The organism is Aureibacillus halotolerans (genome assembly GCF_004363045.1).
Lineage (GTDB): Bacteria > Bacillota > Bacilli > Bacillales > DSM-28697 > Aureibacillus > Aureibacillus halotolerans.
In genome coordinates, this window is record NZ_SNYJ01000002.1 from 158,303 (window position 1) to 176,840 (window position 18,538).

Here is an 18,538-nt window from a genome sequence, read left to right on the forward strand (position 1 = left end):
AGACCAGAGGGAAGGGACTTAGACGCATGTTGACATCACATAAAGCACCAGAATATCAGAAGGCTGGAGACATCACTTCACCTAAAGGGTTTGCTGCGGCAGGTTTACACGCAGGATTAAAATACAAACGTAATGATCTCGGGGTTATTTATTCAGAAACGCCTGCCTCTAGTGCAGCTGTATATACATTAAATCATTTTCAGGCGGCGCCATTAAAGGTGACGAAAAACAGCATTGAAGAAGAAGGCAAGCTGCAAGCGATCGTCGTAAACTCTGCTTTTGCAAACGCGTGTACAGGCAAGCAGGGAGATGACGACGCCTTTGCGATGAGAAAGCACATGGCCCAGCATTTAAGCATTCCAGAGCATTACGTCGCTGTGGCTTCAACTGGTGTCATTGGGGAATACCTGCCGTTGGATAAAATTAAAACAGGCATTGACCGCCTCGCGCCAAAACCTACGTTAGAGGCTGCTGATGATTTTAATCGCGCGATCCTGACGACCGATCTCATTGTGAAAAAAACTTGCTGGACAATGGAAATTGACCAAAAAGAAGTAACGATTGCTGGCGCAGCTAAAGGCTCAGGAATGATTCACCCCAATATGGCGACGATGCTTTCCTTTGTGACAACCGACGCGAACATCTCTCCACAAGCATTGCACCAAGCTTTGCGAGAAGTGACGGATAAAACGTTCAATCGCATTACAGTGGATGGCGAAACGTCCACAAACGATATGGTGTTGGTGATGGCAAACGGTCATGCAGAAAATGACGAGCTTACACAAGATCATCCAGAGTGGGAAACATTTGTTGAAGGTCTCAGACAGACATCTGAGGATCTCGCTAAAATGATTGCACGTGATGGTGAGGGCGCAACAAAGCTCATTGAAGTGCAGGTGGATGGGGCAGAGTCAGAGCAAGAAGCAGGCGAGGTTGCCAAAAAAATAGTTGGATCTGATCTTGTCAAAACAGCGGTGTATGGCGCAGATGCCAACTGGGGACGTATTATCCAAGCGATTGGGCATAGCAATGCAAAGGTAGATCCTGATGCCGTTGATATTTGGATCGGGCCATTCCAGGTGTTGAAGGAAAGCCGTCCCCTCCCTTTTTCTGAGGAAGCAGCGACAGAGTACTTAAAATCAGAGCAGGTCACAATTAAAGTAGATCTTAATGTTGGTCATGCCAATGCAAAAGCATGGGGCTGTGATCTAACGTATGACTATATAAAAATTAATGCCAGTTACCGAACGTAACCGGTGAAGGGACGAAGGAAACGATGACACGACCAATCGTTGTTTTAAAATGTGGTGGGAGTACCCTGGAGCAATTATCAGATTCGTTTTTTGAAGGGCTTCGTGCGTTGCAGGAACAAGGCAAGCAGCCTGTCATCGTGCATGGAGGCGGACCTGATATTCAGTCGATGCTGCAACAGCTTGATATCAAAACGGAATTTCATGATGGGCTTCGGAAAACAACAGAGCCTGTCATGAACGTCGTGGAGATGGTGCTCGCTGGAAGTGTGAACAAACGATTGGTCACTCGTTTACGATCTTTTGGTGTTGATGCAGCTGGGCTTTCTGGCTGTGATGGTGGTTTGCTTGAGTGCAAGCCGATCAGCTTAGAAACGTTAGGTCTCGTCGGTGAAGTGACACATGTGACAACAAATGTGCTAGAGGCATTATTTTTGAAAGGCATAGTCCCAGTCATCGCACCTATTGGAGTTGACAAAGAAGGCGTTCATTACAATATAAATGCCGACACAGCTGCCGCTGCTGTAGCCAATGCCTTGCATGCTGAGCAGCTCATGTTTGTCACAGATGTCCCTGGGATTTTAAAAGACGATAAGCTTATTCAAGAGTTGAGCATTAGTGAATGCGAAGCTCTGATTAGTGATGGAACCATTTACGGGGGAATGTTACCAAAGGTTAGAGCTGCTTTAGCAACATTAAATGATCGTTTGCAGCAAGTAGCGATTGTGAACGGAGCAATGAAACAGAACAACGGATGCATTCGAGGAACGACAATTAAACGCTCACTGGAGGTCGTGTAGATGTCATATTTATTTTCAACGTACGGAAAATGGGAAATTGAGTTTGAATCAGCGCGAGGCGTGAAGGTGACAGATACAAATGGTCATTCTTACATTGATCTGACCTCTGGACTTGGAGTTGTCAATCTAGGACATTGTCATCCTAAAGTGACCTCTGCCGTACAGCACCAATTAGAAAAATATTGGCACACCTCAAATTTGTTTCAAAGCTCCTTACAAGAACAGGTAGCAAAACAATTGACAGAACAGACGAATCTTGATCTAGCCTTTTTTTGCAATTCAGGAGCAGAGGCGATTGAAGGGGCATTAAAACTCGCTAGAAAATTTACAGGGCGCAGCAAAGTGGTTACGTTGCAAAAATCTTTCCATGGTCGAACGTTTGGGGCGATGGCAGCAACTGGGCAAGACAAAATCAAGCAAGGCTACGGCGATATGCTTCCTGAATTTGTGCATGTTCCACTGAATGATGGCAACGCCCTTGAAAAAGCGGTCGACACAGAAACGGCTGCTGTTCTAATTGAGGTCATTCAAGGAGAAAGTGGTATTCACCAAGCGGATAAAGCGTTTTTGCAACAAATTCAAACGGTTTGTGAAGCAAATGGCGCGCTCTTTATTATTGATGAAATTCAAACAGGTATTGGCCGAACGGGGAAATTATTTGCCTATCAGCATGACGAGCTTGATCCGGACATCATTACTGTAGCGAAAGGCTTAAGCAATGGTTTGCCTGTTGGCGCGATCCTTGGAAAAAGCGAATTAGCTCAAGCGTTCACGCCAGGGAGTCATGGGACAACATTTGGTGGCAACCCAGTGTCTATGGCTGCCGCACACGCCGTATTGAAAGAAATCAACCAACCTGCCTTTTTGCAGGAGGTTCAGCAAAAAGGCGATATGATCCTTTCAAAGCTTCATGATGGTCTAAAAGACATGAGCATCGTGAAGGAAATTCGTGGCAAAGGATTAATGATTGGCATTGAGCTTACTATTCCTGCCGCACCGATTTTGCTCGAGCTCCAAACAAAGGGCGTGCTTGCTGTATCCGCTGGTGAAAACGTCGTTCGCTTATTGCCGCCACTAGTGATTTCAAACGAAGATCTATCGGCAGCATTGGATGTCCTTATTCAAACAGTTGAAGAAACGCACGTCCACTCGACGGCACCAACATCATGAATAGTCAGAACGTAAATGAGGTGGAACGAATGAAAGGTTACTTGCATTTAGCCAACGAGGAAACTTATGAGGGCATTTGGATCGATGGCGCGAAGGCTGTCCATGGAGAAGTCGTCTTTTTTACAGGAATGACAGGCTATCAAGAGGTGATTACAGACCCCTCTTTCCGTGGACAAATCGTTGTGTTTACGTACCCACTTATCGGCAACTACGGTGTCAATGAGGTTGATATGGAAAGCGATGATATTCAAGTCAACGGGGTTGTTATTAGCGAAATGAGTGCAGAAGGTCATCATTACGAGAGTGTAAAATCATTTCAGCAATGGCTCGTTGAAAAAAATATTCCTGTGCTTTTAGGTGCAGACACGAGAGACATTGTGAAAGCCATCCGTTCGGAAGGGATGATGGGGGGACAGCTTTCGCCAGCTCCGACACCTCACTGGGAAGGCTATCTTACGATTGAAGAACAGGAGCTTGTCCAAGAGGCCTCTGTTTCATCTCAAGAACTCTATCCAGGTCAAGGAGACCACGTCGTTCTCGTTGATTTTGGGTATAAGCATTCAATTCGTAAACAGCTTCAGGAGCTTGGTTGCAAGGTGACAGTTGTTCCTTACAATATCGCTCTTGATGAGCTTAAGCAGCTTCAACCAGATGGCGTCGTCTTTTCAAATGGCCCGGGGGATCCTGAACAGATGCACCCATATTTGCCAACGATGAAACAGCTATCGTTAACTTACCCAACGCTTGCGATTTGCCTTGGACATCAATTAATGGCGTTGGCCCACGGAGGCACGACGAGCAAATTGAAATTTGGTCATCGTGGAGCCAACCAGCCTGTATTTGATAAAAAACTAAACAAAGTGTTTATGACATCGCAAAATCACAGCTTTGTTGTAGACGAAGACAGCATGCAAAATTCTGCCTTTGAGATGCGTTTTCACAATGTGAATGACGGCTCTGCAGAAGGTATGGTGCACCAGAACAAGCCAATATTGTCTGTACAGTTTCATCCAGAAGCGAAGCCAGGACCTGAGGACAGCAGATGGATGTTCGCAGAGTTTCTGAAAATGATGGACGCAGTAAGAGGAGAGAAAGTCTATGCCTAAGGATCCAAGCATTAAAAGTGTTCTCGTCATCGGCTCTGGGCCCATTGTCATTGGGCAGGCAGCGGAATTTGACTATGCTGGCACACAAGCGTGCTTAGCACTAAAGGAAGAAGGCGTACGCGTCATCCTTGTGAACAATAACCCAGCAACGATTATGACAGATGAAGCGCATGCGGAGGCCGTTTATTTTGAACCATTAACGGTTGAGAGCATTGAAGAGATTATCAAAAAGGAACAACCAGATGGCCTTCTGGCGACACTTGGTGGTCAGACTGGTTTAAATTTAGCTTTCGCACTTAACAAAGCGGGCATTTTGGACAAATATGGCGTTCGGCTTTTAGGAACACCGATTGAATCCATTCAGCAAGGAGAAGATCGTGAGGCATTCCGATCGTTGATGCATGAGTTAAATGAGCCAGTACCCGAGAGTGAGATTGTTTCAACGGTGGAAGGCGCGATGGCATTTGCAGCACGTGTAGGCTATCCAATTATCGTACGACCTGCGTATACGTTAGGTGGGTCTGGTGGCGGCATTGCCGATACAGAAGTGGAGTATCAACAAATTGTATCTGGAGGTCTCCATGCGAGTCCTATCACACAATGTCTTGTCGAAAAAAGCATTGCCGGATGTAAGGAAGTTGAATATGAGGTCATGCGTGACGCCAACGGGACATGCATCACGATCTGTAATATGGAAAACATTGATCCAGTTGGTGTGCACACGGGCGATTCAATTGTTACGGCTCCTTCACAAACACTAACCGATAGCGAATACCATATGTTGCGTACGGCAAGCATTAAAATCATTGATGCACTTGGCATTATCGGCGGCTGTAACATTCAGTTTGCACTGGATCCACACAGCAAGCAATATTATTTAATTGAGGTCAATCCCCGAGTTAGCCGCTCCTCTGCACTTGCCTCAAAAGCGACGGGGTACCCAATTGCCCGCATAGCTACAAAACTGAGCTTAGGCTATGCATTACACGAGTTAAAAAACCCAGTAACAGGTCATACGTATGCAAGCTTTGAGCCTGCGCTTGATTATGTCGTTGTAAAATTTCCTTGCTGGCCATTTGATAAATTTGATAAAGCAAATCGATCTCTAGGCACGCAGATGAAGGCCACTGGTGAGGTCATGGCCATCGAAAGAAACCTTGAAGCGGGCATTCATAAAGCCATCCGTTCTCTTGAAATGGAGACAGATGGAATACGCTTAAAAAGCTTATGCTCATGGACGGATGATGCCTTATGGTCTATTGTCAAAAAGGCGAATGATCGCCGTTTTTTTGCGATTATAGAGCTGCTGTATCGTCAAGTATCTGTTGAAACGATTGGAAAAGAAACGCAAATTGACAGCTTTTATTTGCGTGCTTTTGAGCGGATCGTCGAGAAGGAGCATCAAGCACGGGCAACATCGCTTGAGGACATTAGCAATGAATTCCTTCTTCAACTTAAAGTATACGGACAGGCCGACGCTTGGCTTGCAAATATATGGTCGACAACTCCTGCTTGTGTAGCTGAAAAACGTAAGCAAGCTGATATTCGGCCTTCTTACAAAATGGTGGATACATGTGCGGCTGAATTTGAAGCTGTTACCCCTTACTTTTATTCCACTTGGCGTGGGAATACAGAGGTTACTGTCACAGAAAAGAAAAAGGTCATTATTTTAGGATCTGGGCCTATCCGCATCGGACAGGGCATTGAATTTGACTATAGTTCCGTGCATTGCGTTCTTGCCTTACAGAAGGCAGGCTATGAAACCATTATGATTAACAACAACCCTGAAACGGTGAGCACAGACTATGAGATGGCAGATAAGCTATATTTCGAGCCGCTTACGGTGGAGGATGTTGTCAATATAGCCGAAGCTGAAAATGCGTCTGACGTCATTGTGCAATTCGGTGGTCAAACGTCTATTCGTTTAGTTGAAGGGCTCGAAGAAGCAGGATTGCATATCCTTGGAACGAGTCAAGACGTCATTGATATGTTTGAGGATCGTGATCGATTTTATCAATACGTGCAATCAATAAACGTGCCTCATATTCCTGGGGAGATCGCACAAAGTGGTGAAGATCTCATCAGACTCGCACAACAGTTTGGCTATCCTGTGCTCGTACGACCGTCCTATGTGATTGGTGGGAAAGGCATGCATATTTTTAATGAAGTAGAAAGACTTGAGTCCTTTATAGAAGAAAATGCAGACGTTTTAGGGTTTCCTCTTCTTATTGATTCTTACGTTCCTGGAAAGGAAGCAGAGGTGGACCTCATTACGGATGGTGAACGAGTGCTTATACCAGCGATTTTTGAACACATTGAAAAAGCTGGTGTCCACTCTGGAGATAGCATGGCTACGCTCCCTCCTTTAACCCTTTCAGATAATGTGAAGCAATTGATTGCGACCTACGCTGAAAAAATTGCGCTCAATGCTGATTTTAAAGGCGTGATGAACATTCAGTTCGTCATACAAGACGAGGCAGTCTACGTGCTTGAGGTCAATCCAAGAGCAAGCCGAACCGTACCGGTCATCAGTAAAGTCACCGGTGTTCATCTTCCACAGATGGCTGCACAGTTGCTCGTGGGTACCCGACTAGAACAGCTCACAGATCAGCAAGGCTTGTTACAGGAGAATTCATTTATCACCATTAAATTCCCTGTCTTTTCTACGATGAAGCTGGATGGTTTAGACCCACTCATTGGACCTGAAATGCAATCCACAGGCGAAGGTATTGCAGTGGCAGAAACTGCTGAAGTTGCTCTTTACAAAGCCTTCCATTGGCAAGAGGATGCAAAAGCTGCAAAGCGTCAAACCATTTTTATTGGTCATCTGCCTGAAGAAGTCAGAGCCTCCTATAAAGAGAAACTCATTAGCAAAGACATGGTACCCGTTGAGGAAAACTTTGCTCAATGGCTTGAACAAGATTCATCACTTGCTTATGTTGGCATTGACCCAGCACTTTCTTCCGAAAGAAAGCAAGCTTTAAAGCATAGATTGTTTATTTTTAGTCAGCTGAGCACGTTGGATGCCTTTCTCCTCGGCATACATTCTAAACAAGTGACTAGCCAATCCATCCAACAATGGCTAGGTGAAACTCAAAAGCATACGGCGGTGAAGCAATGACAATGCAACATAGTAAAGGTGTTTCTTTAGACGCAAAGGATTTTCTTACATTAAAAACGTTGACCCCTGAACAATTACAACAATTGATCGACCTAGGCATTCATCTAAAGCAACTCGTTCAAACGAACCAACCACACCCGTACTTAACGGGGAAAACATTGGCGATGATTTTCGAAAAGTCCTCAACTAGAACGAGAGTGTCCTTCGAGGTAGGCATGGCTCAGCTTGGTGGTCATGCGCTAAACCTAAGCAGTGACAATCTGCAAATGGGACGTGGGGAGACTGTCCAAGATACGGCAAAAGTGTTTAGTGAGTACGTAGATGCCATTATGATTCGAACATATAGCCATGCTATGGTTGAAGAGTTGGCGGCAAATGCGACCGTACCTGTGATTAATGGACTCACAGATGACTATCATCCGTGCCAAGTTCTTGCAGACCTTATGACGCTCGTGGAACTAAAAGGAAGTCTAATTGGAAAAAAACTAGCGTATGTAGGCGATGGGAATAATATGGCGCATTCATTAATGATCGGTTGTGCGAAAATGGGCATGACTTGTGCCATTGCCTCACCTGAAGGTTATATGCCTAAGGAAGAAATCGTACAAACGGCAAAAGGCATTGCTGGAGAAACAGGTGGTTCAATCATCATTACGAACGAACCAAGAGAAGCTGTTGAAGCGGCGGATGCTGTGTATACAGATGTATGGGCAAGCATGGGCTGGGAAAGTGAGCAGGCAGAGCGTGAAATTGCATTTAAGGACTTCCAAGTAAACGATGAGCTAGTGAAGTACGCTGCATCTGATTACACGTTCTTGCATTGCTTGCCTGCACATAGAGGCGAAGAAGTGACGGCTAGTGTCCTTGATGGGTCACATTCCTATGTATTTCAAGAGGCTGGAAACCGTCTCCACGCACAGAAAGCATTGTTGCTTTCATTGCTGCAATCGTCGTAGAAATATAGTTAAGGCTGCACTAAAGTCATAAAAATGACTTTTAGTGCAGCTTTTTTTTGCTGGTGCAATGGAAGTCACCAGCAACTAATGAGAAATATACGTGATTACATTCATGAAGTCGTTCATGAGCGTTACGATATTTACAGCTTTGGTCTTTTCTTAGGACAAATCACTTTTTTGGGGCAATTGAATACAATGCCCAGAAGGAGGGATGCAAAAATGACGAATCAGCAGCATGCTATGTACGCAAAATGTCATAAACGATTAAATCGACCTGTTCGTGTCATTATTATTGACGGTAGGCATTTTGAAGGGATCATCGTCCATGTAGACCAAGACCATGTTCACCTTGACCTAATCAATTTATCCACTGGAGGACAACATAGAGAGGATCAGGAGGAAGGGACAGACGAGAGACGTCCGCCTTTTGGGTACGGACCTGGCTTTGGTGGTCCTTGGTATGGCCCGGGATATGGTCCAGGTTATGGTCCAGGCTTCGGTCCGGGATATGGGTACGGACCAGGGTATGGTATTGGACGTCTCATTCTTCCATTAGCTGCACTAACTGCAGTATCGACTCTTCCATATTTTTGGTGACCAACCGAAGGCGGTTGGTTTTTTTGACGTCCATGATGACAATTCAAGTGTCATGAATTATGTTTCTGCTTTAAAGTGTTAACACAACTTTTGCAGTGTAAAAAAGACCTTCAAAGCGACCTGTGCTTGTTTGAAGGCAAGAAGATATAGGTCTATTGAAATATAATTTCATAACAATCCCTTTAGAGCCATACCTGTGCAAGAAAAAAAGAATCAAAAGCAGCCACTAGCGAGACTCCAACGGCAAAGAAAACACGACGAGGTACTCTCGAGTCGATGTTGCACTTGTACCCGTAGGGTGAAAAGAAAACACGATGAGGTCCTTTCGAGTTGAAGATGCGCTAGGGTGCACGGGAATGACGACCGCTCCGTCAACATACTTCGCTTTCTGTGGGGCACGGCTTCAGCTTCCTCGAAAAAGCATGGCTTTCCGAGGGGATCTTCAGCTCGCGCTGATCCAACTAGAGTCTACGTATGTTGACTGCGCTGATGTTCCTGCGTAAATTGTATTTATTTTTTCCCGGTCTCGTTTAACGAGTAAGAAATCTTGTTAAGGCGTGATTGCTTACCAAGACAGACAAGTAAGTGTATCGTTTCATGCAAAGTTATATCACCTAGTACAGTATTGATGCAGCGGTGGACGTATGTTTAAATAACTTGCGAAGTGCAGAAATCAACTTCAACACTGGCTGAGCTTGAGTGGACGCGAGGTGACATAAATCAATTGACCTCTCCGCCTCGTTATTATTCGCCCCCTTCTTTGTGCATACTAAAGCAAAAGGAGGGATTCTAATGGGACAAAGTCATCAGTTTTCGTCAGGAGATAAAGCACCAAACAACGGTATCTATGTGGAGATTGGCGAAACAGGTAGTACAGTGAACGCTCCTCAATCTGTAAAGCTTAATGCTGGGGAACGATTTCCAGATACAACTAATCAAAACCGTAAATGGACATACAAACGCAAGCCCTAATGCTCATACAAAAAAGCAACCAGACATGTTCCGGTTGCTTTTTTAATATAGTACGTAAATAAGACATCCTCCGATAAGAAGGAAACCAGCAAATAAACCAACAAGTTTTGAGTGCTGTTGTAAACGGATAATCAAAAAATAAAACACGCAACTCGCAATAAAAAAAATGATTTGCGGGAAAAGCGTATGTAATGCGGTGTCTTTCAAAACAATTTCGATAAGAAGATAGGACATCCAAGCGACACTATAGAAAATTCCAATACGAGAAAGCACTACAGAAACTGAAGAAGACAAAACCTTCATCCTTTTCTTGACTTAATGTTCCGTGTCTGCAACCTCAGAATCGCTTGTAGCTGCACCAATCAATAAAACGAGGACTGACATGAAAACGCCAGCAATCAAGCCATTGGATAACGTATAAGGAACTCCTGACATGTTTCCTACTACGAATACGAGCATTTGCGCCAGCAAAAATGACCAAATGATGGACCAAAAGTAATGCATCCGAATGTTCACCTCAATACGATGTACTGTGCGTTATTTCGTGAAAATGAGATATAACGCATGTTATGAATAGTCTATCATACCCTTTTAAAAAAGGGAACGCTGCACCTACGAAAGGCTTCAGAATGACAGAAAAAAACGATTTGTAAATGAGTGAACGTGGAATGTATTGAATGACTCTGGCTTGTGACTAAAGAAGACGGAGAGAGGGCCATGTATATCGATCGCTATTTCTTATTAGAGGATCAATGGAATGTGGTTCATGTGCCAGAGCAACCAAATGGCTATGCCATTCTGTTGATCGGTGACCTTAATCACTACGTTGAAAAGAATGCGAGTTTTTGGTGCAAGCATCCAGGACGGAATGAGCTTTTGCAGCATTTGCTTAAGCGTGGGTACACTATTTTTTATTCAAATTGCTATGGAGCACACTGGGGCAGTCCACAAGCGATACGCTTTCTTCAAAGGTTGATTTTTTATACGATGAAGCAGGAAATTTTGAACCCGCACCTTTATTTGCTGGCTGAAGGCATGGGTGGACTAGCGGCATTGAAGCTTGCTGCGGAAAGCCATGGCAAGATCAGATCAGTGGCTTTAATTAATCCTTGTATTTCGTTGAGGGCACACGCTCTTCGTGAAAAAGAAAACCGTCTGTTCTACAAACGACTTCTGAAAGAACTCTCAATCGCTTATGATGTGCTAGAAGTGGATGTTGAAAAGGCTGTTCTAGATAAACATGGGTTGGAGCATGTCGTCATGAATATACCGTGTCATATTTTTCAAGATGTGTCTCAGCAAAAATACCCGATTCATTTACATGCAAGACGGTATTATGATGTTTTACGAGCAAAAAATGGTGAAGCTAGCCTTACATTGTATCCAGGTGAAATGAACTGGGACAATACAGACACGCTACAACGTTTTTTTGACCAATACCAAAATCATTAATAAAAACGGGGGAATCGATTTGGCGACGATTATGTTGAGGGGTGCAGCGAGTTGGATAGGCTTTGTGCTTCTTCAGCAGTTAAGCTTAAGAGGAGATACGGTCATTACGGACGCGCTCTCGGGAGAAAAACAGGATTGGGTTGGTAGAAATGCGAACATTCAGATGATCAATGAGAATGAATGGGACTCACGACAATTAGCTGCCAAAGCAACGCTTCTGTTTTATTGTACAGACGATCGTAAGTTGCTTGATTTAGCATTTAGTAAAGCGGCAAATAAACAGATGCAAGTGATAGGAATATTGCATGAAAAGGAGTGGGTTCCTGACCTTGAAGAATATGCTTCACAATGGATTTGTCATCCGGATTTATATGGTCCTTGGCAGCCAGAAACACATCCTTTAAGTAAGCCCTTTTTGACAAAGAACAATTCTGAGGAAATACCTTATGCGCCTAGAACGTCGTCGATTATGTACATTAATGATGCCGTTCAATGGATTGTAGATCATGAAGAACGAGAGAGTCACATACAGCTTGTAAATCAACACAATCAGACTTGGAAAGAAAGCCTTCATTGTTCATTCATACAAGCAGAAGACACAAGGTTGGATGGATTTAAGAAAGTACAATTGCAGTCTCAAACGACACTAACAGAAGGCATTGAGGCGACAGAAAAATGGCTTCAATGGATAGCTAATCAAAGAAAGTAAATACAACATTTCTCGACAATTTCCCCAATTCTTTTTACATTTCGTAAAGATCACAGTAAAATGTAACGTAAGGAAGACTGAAGATAGGAGAGTGAGTTTATGCGATTCGCTCTTGCGATTGTTGCAGCCTGCTTGATCATCATACTTACGGGGTGTCAGACCTCGATGCAATCTTCTCTAAAAATAGGGTTACTTGTCCCCGGAACGATTACTGATCAAACCTGGGGAAACCAAGGCTATCAAGCGCTAATGCATTTACACGCAGACGAAAACGCAGAAGTATTTTATAAAGAGGGAATGTCTGAGAAAGAAGACGTCCTTAAGGCGTTAAAGGAATTTAAGCAAGAAGGGGTTTCTCTTGTTTTTGCACACGGAAGCGAGTACCATTCATTGCTTCAAGATACATATCAAACGTTTCCATCTATGCATTTTGTCACTTTTAATGGGTTTTCTGATGCTGAAAATGTCACAAACATTCAATTTAATTCTCATGCCATGGGGTTTTTTGCTGGCATGGTGGCAGCGGGGACATCAGAGACAAATAAAATCGGCGTTATTGCAGCCTATGACTGGCAGCCGGAAGTGAATGGCTTTTATGAAGGGGCTATCCTCCAAAATGAAATGGCCAACGTATTAGTTCGTTTTACGTATGATTGGGACGACACAACAAAGGCATTGACTATTTTGGATCGCATGATTGACGAAGGTGTAGATGTCGTTTACCCAGCTGGTGATTCATTTAGCGTACCGGTGATTGATCAAGTCAAAGAACAAAACCGTTACGCGATTGGGTACATCTCTGATCAAAGTGATTTAGGTGAAAGAACCGTTTTAACGAGCACGGAACAAAATTTGAAAAACGTGTACACGATGACTGTTCACATGTATAAAGAAGAGACGTTAGAAGCAGGAACGATTTCAGTTGGATTTGGAGAGGGCGCCATTGAGATGGGCCCATTTAGCCCAGAGGTACCCGACAGCTTGAAAGAAAAAGTACAAGCTGCCATTGTAAAATATAAGGACACTGGGGTATTGCCGAAAGATAAATAAGGCGAGAGCTTCCGAAGCGAACAAATGTTTATTTCGGTTGTGTTAACCGCTTCACTCCTAGCGCAAAGCCGAGTAAGGCGCGGAGTTGCCACACGGCAATGAGCACCGGACAAGGCGAAGCAACGAAGAAAGCGAGCGGTTCTCATCCAAGAAAGTACAGGCGGAATGAAACCACTTGTCTTATCAAAGCGCAAAGCCGAGTGAGGCGCGGAGTTGCCACACGGCAAGAGCACCGAACAAGGCGAAGCAACAAAGAAAGCGAGCGGTTTTCATCCGCCTGAGAGGGTTATTTTTTAAACAGTGATAGCAAAGGCGAAATCTGTTTTACTACAGGACCAATTTGGTTCACCGTTTTCATGACCTGATCCATTTGGTTCAAATAATCTCCCATGTTTTTTTTAGGCGGCTCCTGTTGTGGGTAGGAATTTGGCTGGGGTGGTTGTTGATAATGATTAGGTGGTCTCCAATGTTGAGGTCTTTGTTGGCCATACCAGTATTGATTCGGATTTTGGCTCTGCCAAGGTGGCGTGCGCCGGTCATTTCGTCGCATGATATCGTATCCTTTCTTTTAGTAAAAATACCAGAGCAAAACAACACTTATCTTTAGTAGTAAGGTATGCGAATGGATTTAGGAAGTCACGGCAGTTGCCTGTAGAAAATGGTGAAGAAGAGTGGACAAATCGGACAATGTACTCTATGATTAGGACCAGCTACTAATTACAGATAATGATATGGTTCCATTTTGGTTGAGGAAGGAAGGAGACGGAAATGAATACTGGTATTTTAGGTATTGGAAAATATTTACCAGAACGTGTGTTAACAAATAGTGACCTTGAGAAGATCGTTGAAACGTCTGATGAATGGATCGTGTCAAGAACGGGGATTAAAGAAAGACGTATTGCTTCCGAAGAGGAAACCACAGCCCAAATGGGTGCCAATGCGGCATTGAAAGCCCTTTCTGAAGCCAATTTATCTGCTGATGATATTGATATGATTCTCGTGGCAACGGTCACACCAGACCGTAATTTTCCATCTTGCGCATGCGACATTCAAGAAATTATTGGTGCCAAGCGTGCTGTGTGTATGGACATTAGTGCAGCCTGTTCCGGCTTTATGTATGGGATGGTCACGGCACAGCAGTTCATTTCTAATGGTGTATATAAACATATTCTCCTCGTAGGTTCAGAAAAACTCTCGCGCATTACCGATTGGACGGATCGAAACACTTGTGTCCTTTTTGGTGACGGTGCTGGCGCTGCTGTTCTTGGAGAGGTTCCTGAAGATCGCGGCATTTTATCGTTTGAGCTTGGCTCAGATGGGTCAGGAGGCAAGCATCTTTACGAGGATAATGATAAAATCTTTATGAATGGTCGTGAAGTATTTAAATTTGCCGTTCGTCAAATGGGAGAATCAGCGTTATCAGCAATTGAAAAAGCTGGTTTACAAAAAGAAGATGTGGGCTTTCTTATTCCGCATCAAGCAAACATACGCATCATGGAAGCGTCTAGAGAGCGTCTTGAACTTCCACTAGAAAAAATGGCAACCACTGTGAGTAAATACGGGAATACCTCATCCTCCTCGATTCCAATTGCGCTTGCAGAGGAATGGGAGAATGGAAATATCCAGGATGGTGATGTCCTCGTATTAGTGGGATTTGGCGGAGGATTAACGTGGGGATCTGTCGCATTAAAATGGGGAAAATAACGTAAATAGATAAAGCGAGCATATGTGATCCGCTTTTCTAACCTTTTACATTGCAAAGGGGATAATAATCATGGAAAAAAAGCGAGTCGTTGTAACTGGCATGGGGGCACTTACGCCTCTCGGAAACAATGTGAAAGATACGTGGGAAGGTGTTGTGAAGGGCGAGTCAGGTATTGGCCTATCAACACGAGTCGACGCTGAACAATTTGCTGCGAAAGTCGCAGGAGAACTTAAAGACTTTGATTTGTCAGCGTATATGGATGCAAAAGAAGCACGTCGAATGGATCGTTTTACGCAATATGCTGTTGCCGCAGCAAAAATGGCTGTAGACGATGCGAATTTGACAATCGATGAATCTAACGCCGAACGTGTCGGTGTTTGGATTGGCTCAGGAATCGGCGGAATTGAAACCTTCGAGCAACAGTACGATTTGTTTAAGACGCGAGGTCCTAGACGCGTAAGTCCTTTTTTCATTCCGATGCTGATTCCGGATATGGGTGCTGGGCAAGTATCGATTATGTTAGGAGCCAAAGGCATTAATTCTTGTTCTGTGACGGCATGTGCGACTGGCGCAAATTCTATTGGGGATGCTATGAAAGTCATTGCTCGTGGTGATGCAGACGTTATGATCACTGGTGGTGCAGAAGCGCCATTAACGAATATGGCGTTCGCTGGATTTACTGCGAACAAAGCACTTTCATCCAATCCTGATCCAGAAACGGCATGCCGCCCATTTGATGCCGAGCGTGATGGCTTTGTGATGGGAGAAGGAGCAGGTATTCTTGTGCTTGAGTCACTTGAATCTGCCCAAAAACGAAACGCCCGAATTTACGCTGAAATTACGGGGTATGGGGCAACAGGGGATGCATACCACATTACCGCTCCTGCCCCTGGTGGAGAAGGCGCCGCGCGTGCGATGAGGCAAGCTTTGCAGGATGCAGGGCTTTCACCAGAAGAGGTTGATTATATTAATGCACACGGTACGAGCACAGGATTAAATGATAAATTTGAAAGCAACGCGATTAAGGAAGTATTCGGTGATTATGCGTACAAACTTCCAGTGTCCTCTACGAAATCAATGACAGGACATTTGCTCGGCGCAGCTGGTGGGATAGAATCTATATTTGCTATAAAGGCAATTACAGATTCGATTGTGCCTCCTACAATACACTACGAAAACAAAGATCCTGAATGCGATCTTGACTATGTACCAAACATTGCAAGAGCGCAATCGGTTCAATCGGTTGTTAGCAATTCGTTTGGCTTTGGCGGACATAATGTCGCCCTCGTCTTCCAAGCCTTCGTTTCTTAATCGTTTTATAAACAACGGCAGCGACCTAATACAGGGGCTGCCGTTGTTTTTTTGCGCAAATCATTTAACGTTTGCTACGGAGTTTAGTTTAGCGCGAGTCTCACTTTCCTAAGATGAAATGATGTTACGTATTTAAACACTGCTATGGCTTTTAGCACGTTGTTTGAAGTTAAAACGCCTCACTAGCCTTTCAAACAAAAAAAGCCCCCAGAATCGTTCTTGGGGGCGTTAAGAATGCTTATTGCGCAGCTTGCTCACTGCTTATGTCAGTTGTCGTTTGTTGCTCTTCTTGTTCCACATAGTCCGAGCTAAAGAAATGTTGCACGGTTTGTCGGTTCTGTTGCTCATCCATTTCAAGAACAGCGCCGATTCCGGGATGGCGTTCATTCCAATAAGAGTTTTCAACTGGGATCTGTAATGTTTGGATATCTTCAACAGGATTTTGTAAGAATTCTTTGACGTAGCCGAAGATGTCCCCTTGATTCATATTGGTTTTCGTGTACCCTTCAATTGTCCCAATGAGTTCTGGGAGTTTCAACAATCCATTTACCGAAAGTAGTTCATCCTTTACGGCTTGAATCACTTGCTGCTGACGTCTGACACGCCCGAAGTCGCCTTCTGAGTCATGACGGAAGCGTGCATAATGGAGAAGCTGCTCTCCATTTAACGTTTGCATCCCAGGCTGCAGATCGATATAGAGTCCTCCAGCGTTGTCGACATAGTGCATTCGTTTTTCGACATCAATTTCAATGCCGTTCTTTGCCAAGGAGTCGACGACGTCAGTAAATCCATTGAAATTGACAATGCTGTAATAGCCGACATCAATGCCGAAATTTTGCTGAATCGTTTGTCTCAGCAATTCAATTCCTCCAAAGACATACGCTGCATTGATTTTATTATATCCGTGCCCAGGAATATTCACGTAGGTGTCACGCATTATGGAAGCCAACTTTGCTGTGCCATTCTCTGGATCATACTGGGCGACCATAATCGTGTCTGTGCGAGAGGATTCCGCCTCTGCCGTATCAATCCCAAGCAGAAGAACATTAATCTTTTCATCTGGCGACTCAACGCCTTTAAAATCATCACTTTTGTCCTCGATTTCCTCAGACCAGTCGGGATTTTGTGCTTGGCTCTTGTTTTTTGCTTGTATATATTGATTCGACACGTATGCAATACAAATACAGAATAAAGTTAGAAAGATAAAGACCCCTAAATATACTTTTTTGCGCTTTTTCTTCTTCTTACGGATAATCCTTGTTTCCGCCATTACATCTCACCTTCTCATTAAAGTACAACAGTTTAAAGCTTTCTTGTCTCACAATTTTGGATCGAATAAAAAACATACAACAGAAATAGTGTATATTGTTGCTTATAACTCTGCAACCATAAAATTCGTGTCGCCTTGTAGAAAGGAGTCTGTCGATGGGGGTCATTTCTTCATTTCCTTGGTTGGAGGGAGTAGCAAAAAACACCAGCGCTCGACAAATTTCAACTTTGCTCGGTCATGAAAACGGGGGTATTTCGATAAATGATTTATATGCTGCCGGTTTACGTCCGCTTGATCAGATCTCGGAATCCTTTCTTACAAGCTGGATAGAAAAAGATCATGAAGCTTTTGTGAACATTTATTTTCAAGAGCTCTGTCTTCGCTGGGGTCAACAGGATTGTCCCCTATATGTTTTGCCTACGGATGAGAATAACGCAAGGCTACAAACACTTTTTCATGGAGGAACTGGACAATTTTATCCTTCTTGTCAGGCACTTTTTTTATTCTTGCCCACATCGATTTCAAAACAACACGTAAAGGCATTAATCGTACATGAATATCATCACTTTTGTCGATGGCATTATCAAACCTGTATAGAAGATACAGAAGCGCTGATTTGTTTGGAAAGAATGATGATGGAGGGTCTTGCAGAAGAAGCGGTACATCGAGAGGTAACAAATTATAAAGGTGCTCCATGGGCAAAGAATTTTATTAGAATCAATGCAGAAGAGATGCTAAGTCGTCTCACGCCATGGATTGGAAAACAAGCACACAGCATTCAGTGTGAGCAACTCATGTATGGCTCAAAACGAAATGGCCCCTATTTTGGCTATAACGCAGGTAGAATCATGGTGGAGACGTATTATCAAGTACACGAATGGAATGTGCAGCAGAGCTTCAAAATACAAGCAAAAACGATTTTTGATTGGTTTAAGTAAATCGAATTGCGCACCTTACATTTTGTAGGCACACTTAAATATAACTGTATAACCCTGAAATCCATTGTTGGGTTGCTTTTTATACAAGCTGCCATACGGCTCGCTTTCACCCTAAAGGGTACAAGTGCATC

17 protein-coding genes are annotated in these 18,538 nt (G+C 43.8%); 14 read left to right on the forward strand and 3 right to left on the reverse strand.

The window, feature by feature from the left end; all coding sequences use genetic code 11:
* Window positions 1-26: 26 nt before the first annotated feature.
* The 8 genes from argJ (at window position 27) to EV213_RS02975 (ending at window position 9,972) form a co-directional block, all read left to right on the forward strand.
* Window positions 27-1,253: a bifunctional ornithine acetyltransferase/N-acetylglutamate synthase gene (argJ, locus tag EV213_RS02940; RefSeq protein ID WP_133578996.1), complete on the forward strand. Its 1,227-nt coding sequence runs from the start codon at window positions 27-29 to the stop codon at window positions 1,251-1,253.
* 23 nt (window positions 1,254-1,276) lie between these two features.
* Window positions 1,277-2,050 (forward strand): acetylglutamate kinase, encoded by a 774-nt coding sequence (gene argB / locus EV213_RS02945; RefSeq protein ID WP_133578997.1) that lies wholly within the window; start codon window positions 1,277-1,279, stop codon window positions 2,048-2,050.
* Window positions 2,051-3,220 carry an acetylornithine transaminase gene (locus EV213_RS02950; protein ID WP_133578998.1) on the forward strand — a complete coding sequence of 390 codons (1,170 nt, stop codon included), beginning with the start codon at window positions 2,051-2,053 and terminating at the stop codon, window positions 3,218-3,220.
* Between the two features lie 29 nt (window positions 3,221-3,249).
* A complete protein-coding gene (locus EV213_RS02955; RefSeq protein WP_133578999.1) occupies window positions 3,250-4,326 on the forward strand; it encodes a carbamoyl phosphate synthase small subunit in 1,077 nt (358 codons plus the stop codon).
* Window positions 4,319-7,447 carry a carbamoyl phosphate synthase large subunit gene (locus tag EV213_RS02960; RefSeq protein WP_133579000.1) on the forward strand — a complete coding sequence of 1,043 codons (3,129 nt, stop codon included), beginning with the start codon at window positions 4,319-4,321 and terminating at the stop codon, window positions 7,445-7,447. The genes EV213_RS02955 and EV213_RS02960 overlap by 8 nt, the downstream gene beginning before the upstream one ends.
* Window positions 7,444-8,403, forward strand: a complete 960-nt coding sequence (gene argF, locus EV213_RS02965; protein ID WP_133579001.1) for an ornithine carbamoyltransferase — start codon at window positions 7,444-7,446, stop codon at window positions 8,401-8,403. The genes EV213_RS02960 and argF overlap by 4 nt, the downstream gene beginning before the upstream one ends.
* A 219-nt stretch (window positions 8,404-8,622) precedes the next feature.
* The gene (locus EV213_RS02970) at window positions 8,623-9,000 is read left to right on the forward strand and encodes an LSm family protein (RefSeq protein WP_133579002.1); all 378 of its coding nucleotides are present in this window, start codon (window positions 8,623-8,625) and stop codon (window positions 8,998-9,000) included.
* A 786-nt stretch (window positions 9,001-9,786) separates the two neighbouring features.
* Window positions 9,787-9,972, forward strand: a complete 186-nt coding sequence (locus tag EV213_RS02975) for a YjzC family protein (RefSeq protein WP_243739986.1) — start codon at window positions 9,787-9,789, stop codon at window positions 9,970-9,972.
* Window positions 9,973-10,287: 315 nt separating this feature from the next.
* On the opposite strand, the gene EV213_RS02980 is transcribed toward EV213_RS02975, so the two are convergent.
* Window positions 10,288-10,476 (reverse strand): YjzD family protein, encoded by a 189-nt coding sequence (locus EV213_RS02980; RefSeq protein ID WP_133579004.1) that lies wholly within the window; start codon window positions 10,474-10,476, stop codon window positions 10,288-10,290.
* A gap of 213 nt (window positions 10,477-10,689) precedes the next feature.
* Here EV213_RS02980 and EV213_RS02985 point away from each other — a divergent pair, with 213 nt between their 5' ends.
* The 3 genes from EV213_RS02985 (at window position 10,690) to EV213_RS02995 (ending at window position 13,183) form a co-directional block, all read left to right on the forward strand.
* Window positions 10,690-11,424 carry a hypothetical protein gene (locus EV213_RS02985; protein ID WP_133579005.1) on the forward strand — a complete coding sequence of 245 codons (735 nt, stop codon included), beginning with the start codon at window positions 10,690-10,692 and terminating at the stop codon, window positions 11,422-11,424.
* A gap of 19 nt (window positions 11,425-11,443) precedes the next feature.
* Window positions 11,444-12,133 carry a hypothetical protein gene (locus EV213_RS02990; protein WP_133579006.1) on the forward strand — a complete coding sequence of 230 codons (690 nt, stop codon included), beginning with the start codon at window positions 11,444-11,446 and terminating at the stop codon, window positions 12,131-12,133.
* A gap of 99 nt (window positions 12,134-12,232) precedes the next feature.
* A complete protein-coding gene (locus tag EV213_RS02995) occupies window positions 12,233-13,183 on the forward strand; it encodes a BMP family ABC transporter substrate-binding protein (protein ID WP_133579007.1) in 951 nt (316 codons plus the stop codon).
* Between the two features lie 286 nt (window positions 13,184-13,469).
* On the opposite strand, the gene EV213_RS03000 is transcribed toward EV213_RS02995, so the two are convergent.
* On the reverse strand, window positions 13,470-13,733 hold the full coding sequence (locus EV213_RS03000) for a hypothetical protein (protein ID WP_133579008.1): 264 nt from the start codon (window positions 13,731-13,733) through the stop codon (window positions 13,470-13,472).
* Between the two features lie 218 nt (window positions 13,734-13,951).
* Here EV213_RS03000 and EV213_RS03005 point away from each other — a divergent pair, with 218 nt between their 5' ends.
* Together EV213_RS03005 and fabF are read left to right on the forward strand one after the other, a co-directional pair.
* Complete coding sequence (locus tag EV213_RS03005) at window positions 13,952-14,887, forward strand: beta-ketoacyl-ACP synthase III (RefSeq protein WP_133579009.1); 936 nt, start codon at window positions 13,952-13,954, stop codon at window positions 14,885-14,887.
* Between the two features lie 70 nt (window positions 14,888-14,957).
* Window positions 14,958-16,199 (forward strand): beta-ketoacyl-ACP synthase II, encoded by a 1,242-nt coding sequence (fabF, locus tag EV213_RS03010; RefSeq protein ID WP_133579010.1) that lies wholly within the window; start codon window positions 14,958-14,960, stop codon window positions 16,197-16,199.
* 238 nt (window positions 16,200-16,437) lie between these two features.
* Here fabF and EV213_RS03015 read toward each other — a convergent pair whose 3' ends face one another.
* Window positions 16,438-17,469 carry an LCP family protein gene (locus EV213_RS03015; RefSeq protein ID WP_133579011.1) on the reverse strand — a complete coding sequence of 344 codons (1,032 nt, stop codon included), beginning with the start codon at window positions 17,467-17,469 and terminating at the stop codon, window positions 16,438-16,440.
* Window positions 17,470-17,624: 155 nt separating this feature from the next.
* On the opposite strand from EV213_RS03015, the gene EV213_RS03020 reads away from it, so the two are divergent.
* Complete coding sequence (locus EV213_RS03020) at window positions 17,625-18,407, forward strand: DUF2268 domain-containing putative Zn-dependent protease (protein ID WP_133579012.1); 783 nt, start codon at window positions 17,625-17,627, stop codon at window positions 18,405-18,407.
* Window positions 18,408-18,538 lie beyond the last annotated feature (131 nt).

Coding starts and splice junctions, on each gene's coding strand:
- fabF (WP_133579010.1), top strand. CDS start 14,958: ATGGAAAAAAAGCGAGTCGTTGTAACTGGCATGGGGGCACTTACGCCT.
- argB (WP_133578997.1), top strand. CDS start 1,277: ATGACACGACCAATCGTTGTTTTAAAATGTGGTGGGAGTACCCTGGAG.
- EV213_RS03000 (WP_133579008.1), bottom strand. CDS start 13,733: ATGCGACGAAATGACCGGCGCACGCCACCTTGGCAGAGCCAAAATCCG.
- argJ (WP_133578996.1), top strand. CDS start 27: ATGTTGACATCACATAAAGCACCAGAATATCAGAAGGCTGGAGACATC.
- EV213_RS03005 (WP_133579009.1), top strand. CDS start 13,952: ATGAATACTGGTATTTTAGGTATTGGAAAATATTTACCAGAACGTGTG.
- EV213_RS02995 (WP_133579007.1), top strand. CDS start 12,233: ATGCGATTCGCTCTTGCGATTGTTGCAGCCTGCTTGATCATCATACTT.
- EV213_RS02970 (WP_133579002.1), top strand. CDS start 8,623: ATGACGAATCAGCAGCATGCTATGTACGCAAAATGTCATAAACGATTA.
- EV213_RS02950 (WP_133578998.1), top strand. CDS start 2,051: ATGTCATATTTATTTTCAACGTACGGAAAATGGGAAATTGAGTTTGAA.
- EV213_RS03020 (WP_133579012.1), top strand. CDS start 17,625: ATGGGGGTCATTTCTTCATTTCCTTGGTTGGAGGGAGTAGCAAAAAAC.
- EV213_RS02980 (WP_133579004.1), bottom strand. CDS start 10,476: ATGCATTACTTTTGGTCCATCATTTGGTCATTTTTGCTGGCGCAAATG.
- EV213_RS02985 (WP_133579005.1), top strand. CDS start 10,690: ATGTATATCGATCGCTATTTCTTATTAGAGGATCAATGGAATGTGGTT.
- EV213_RS02960 (WP_133579000.1), top strand. CDS start 4,319: ATGCCTAAGGATCCAAGCATTAAAAGTGTTCTCGTCATCGGCTCTGGG.
- EV213_RS02955 (WP_133578999.1), top strand. CDS start 3,250: ATGAAAGGTTACTTGCATTTAGCCAACGAGGAAACTTATGAGGGCATT.
- argF (WP_133579001.1), top strand. CDS start 7,444: ATGACAATGCAACATAGTAAAGGTGTTTCTTTAGACGCAAAGGATTTT.
- EV213_RS03015 (WP_133579011.1), bottom strand. CDS start 17,469: ATGGCGGAAACAAGGATTATCCGTAAGAAGAAGAAAAAGCGCAAAAAA.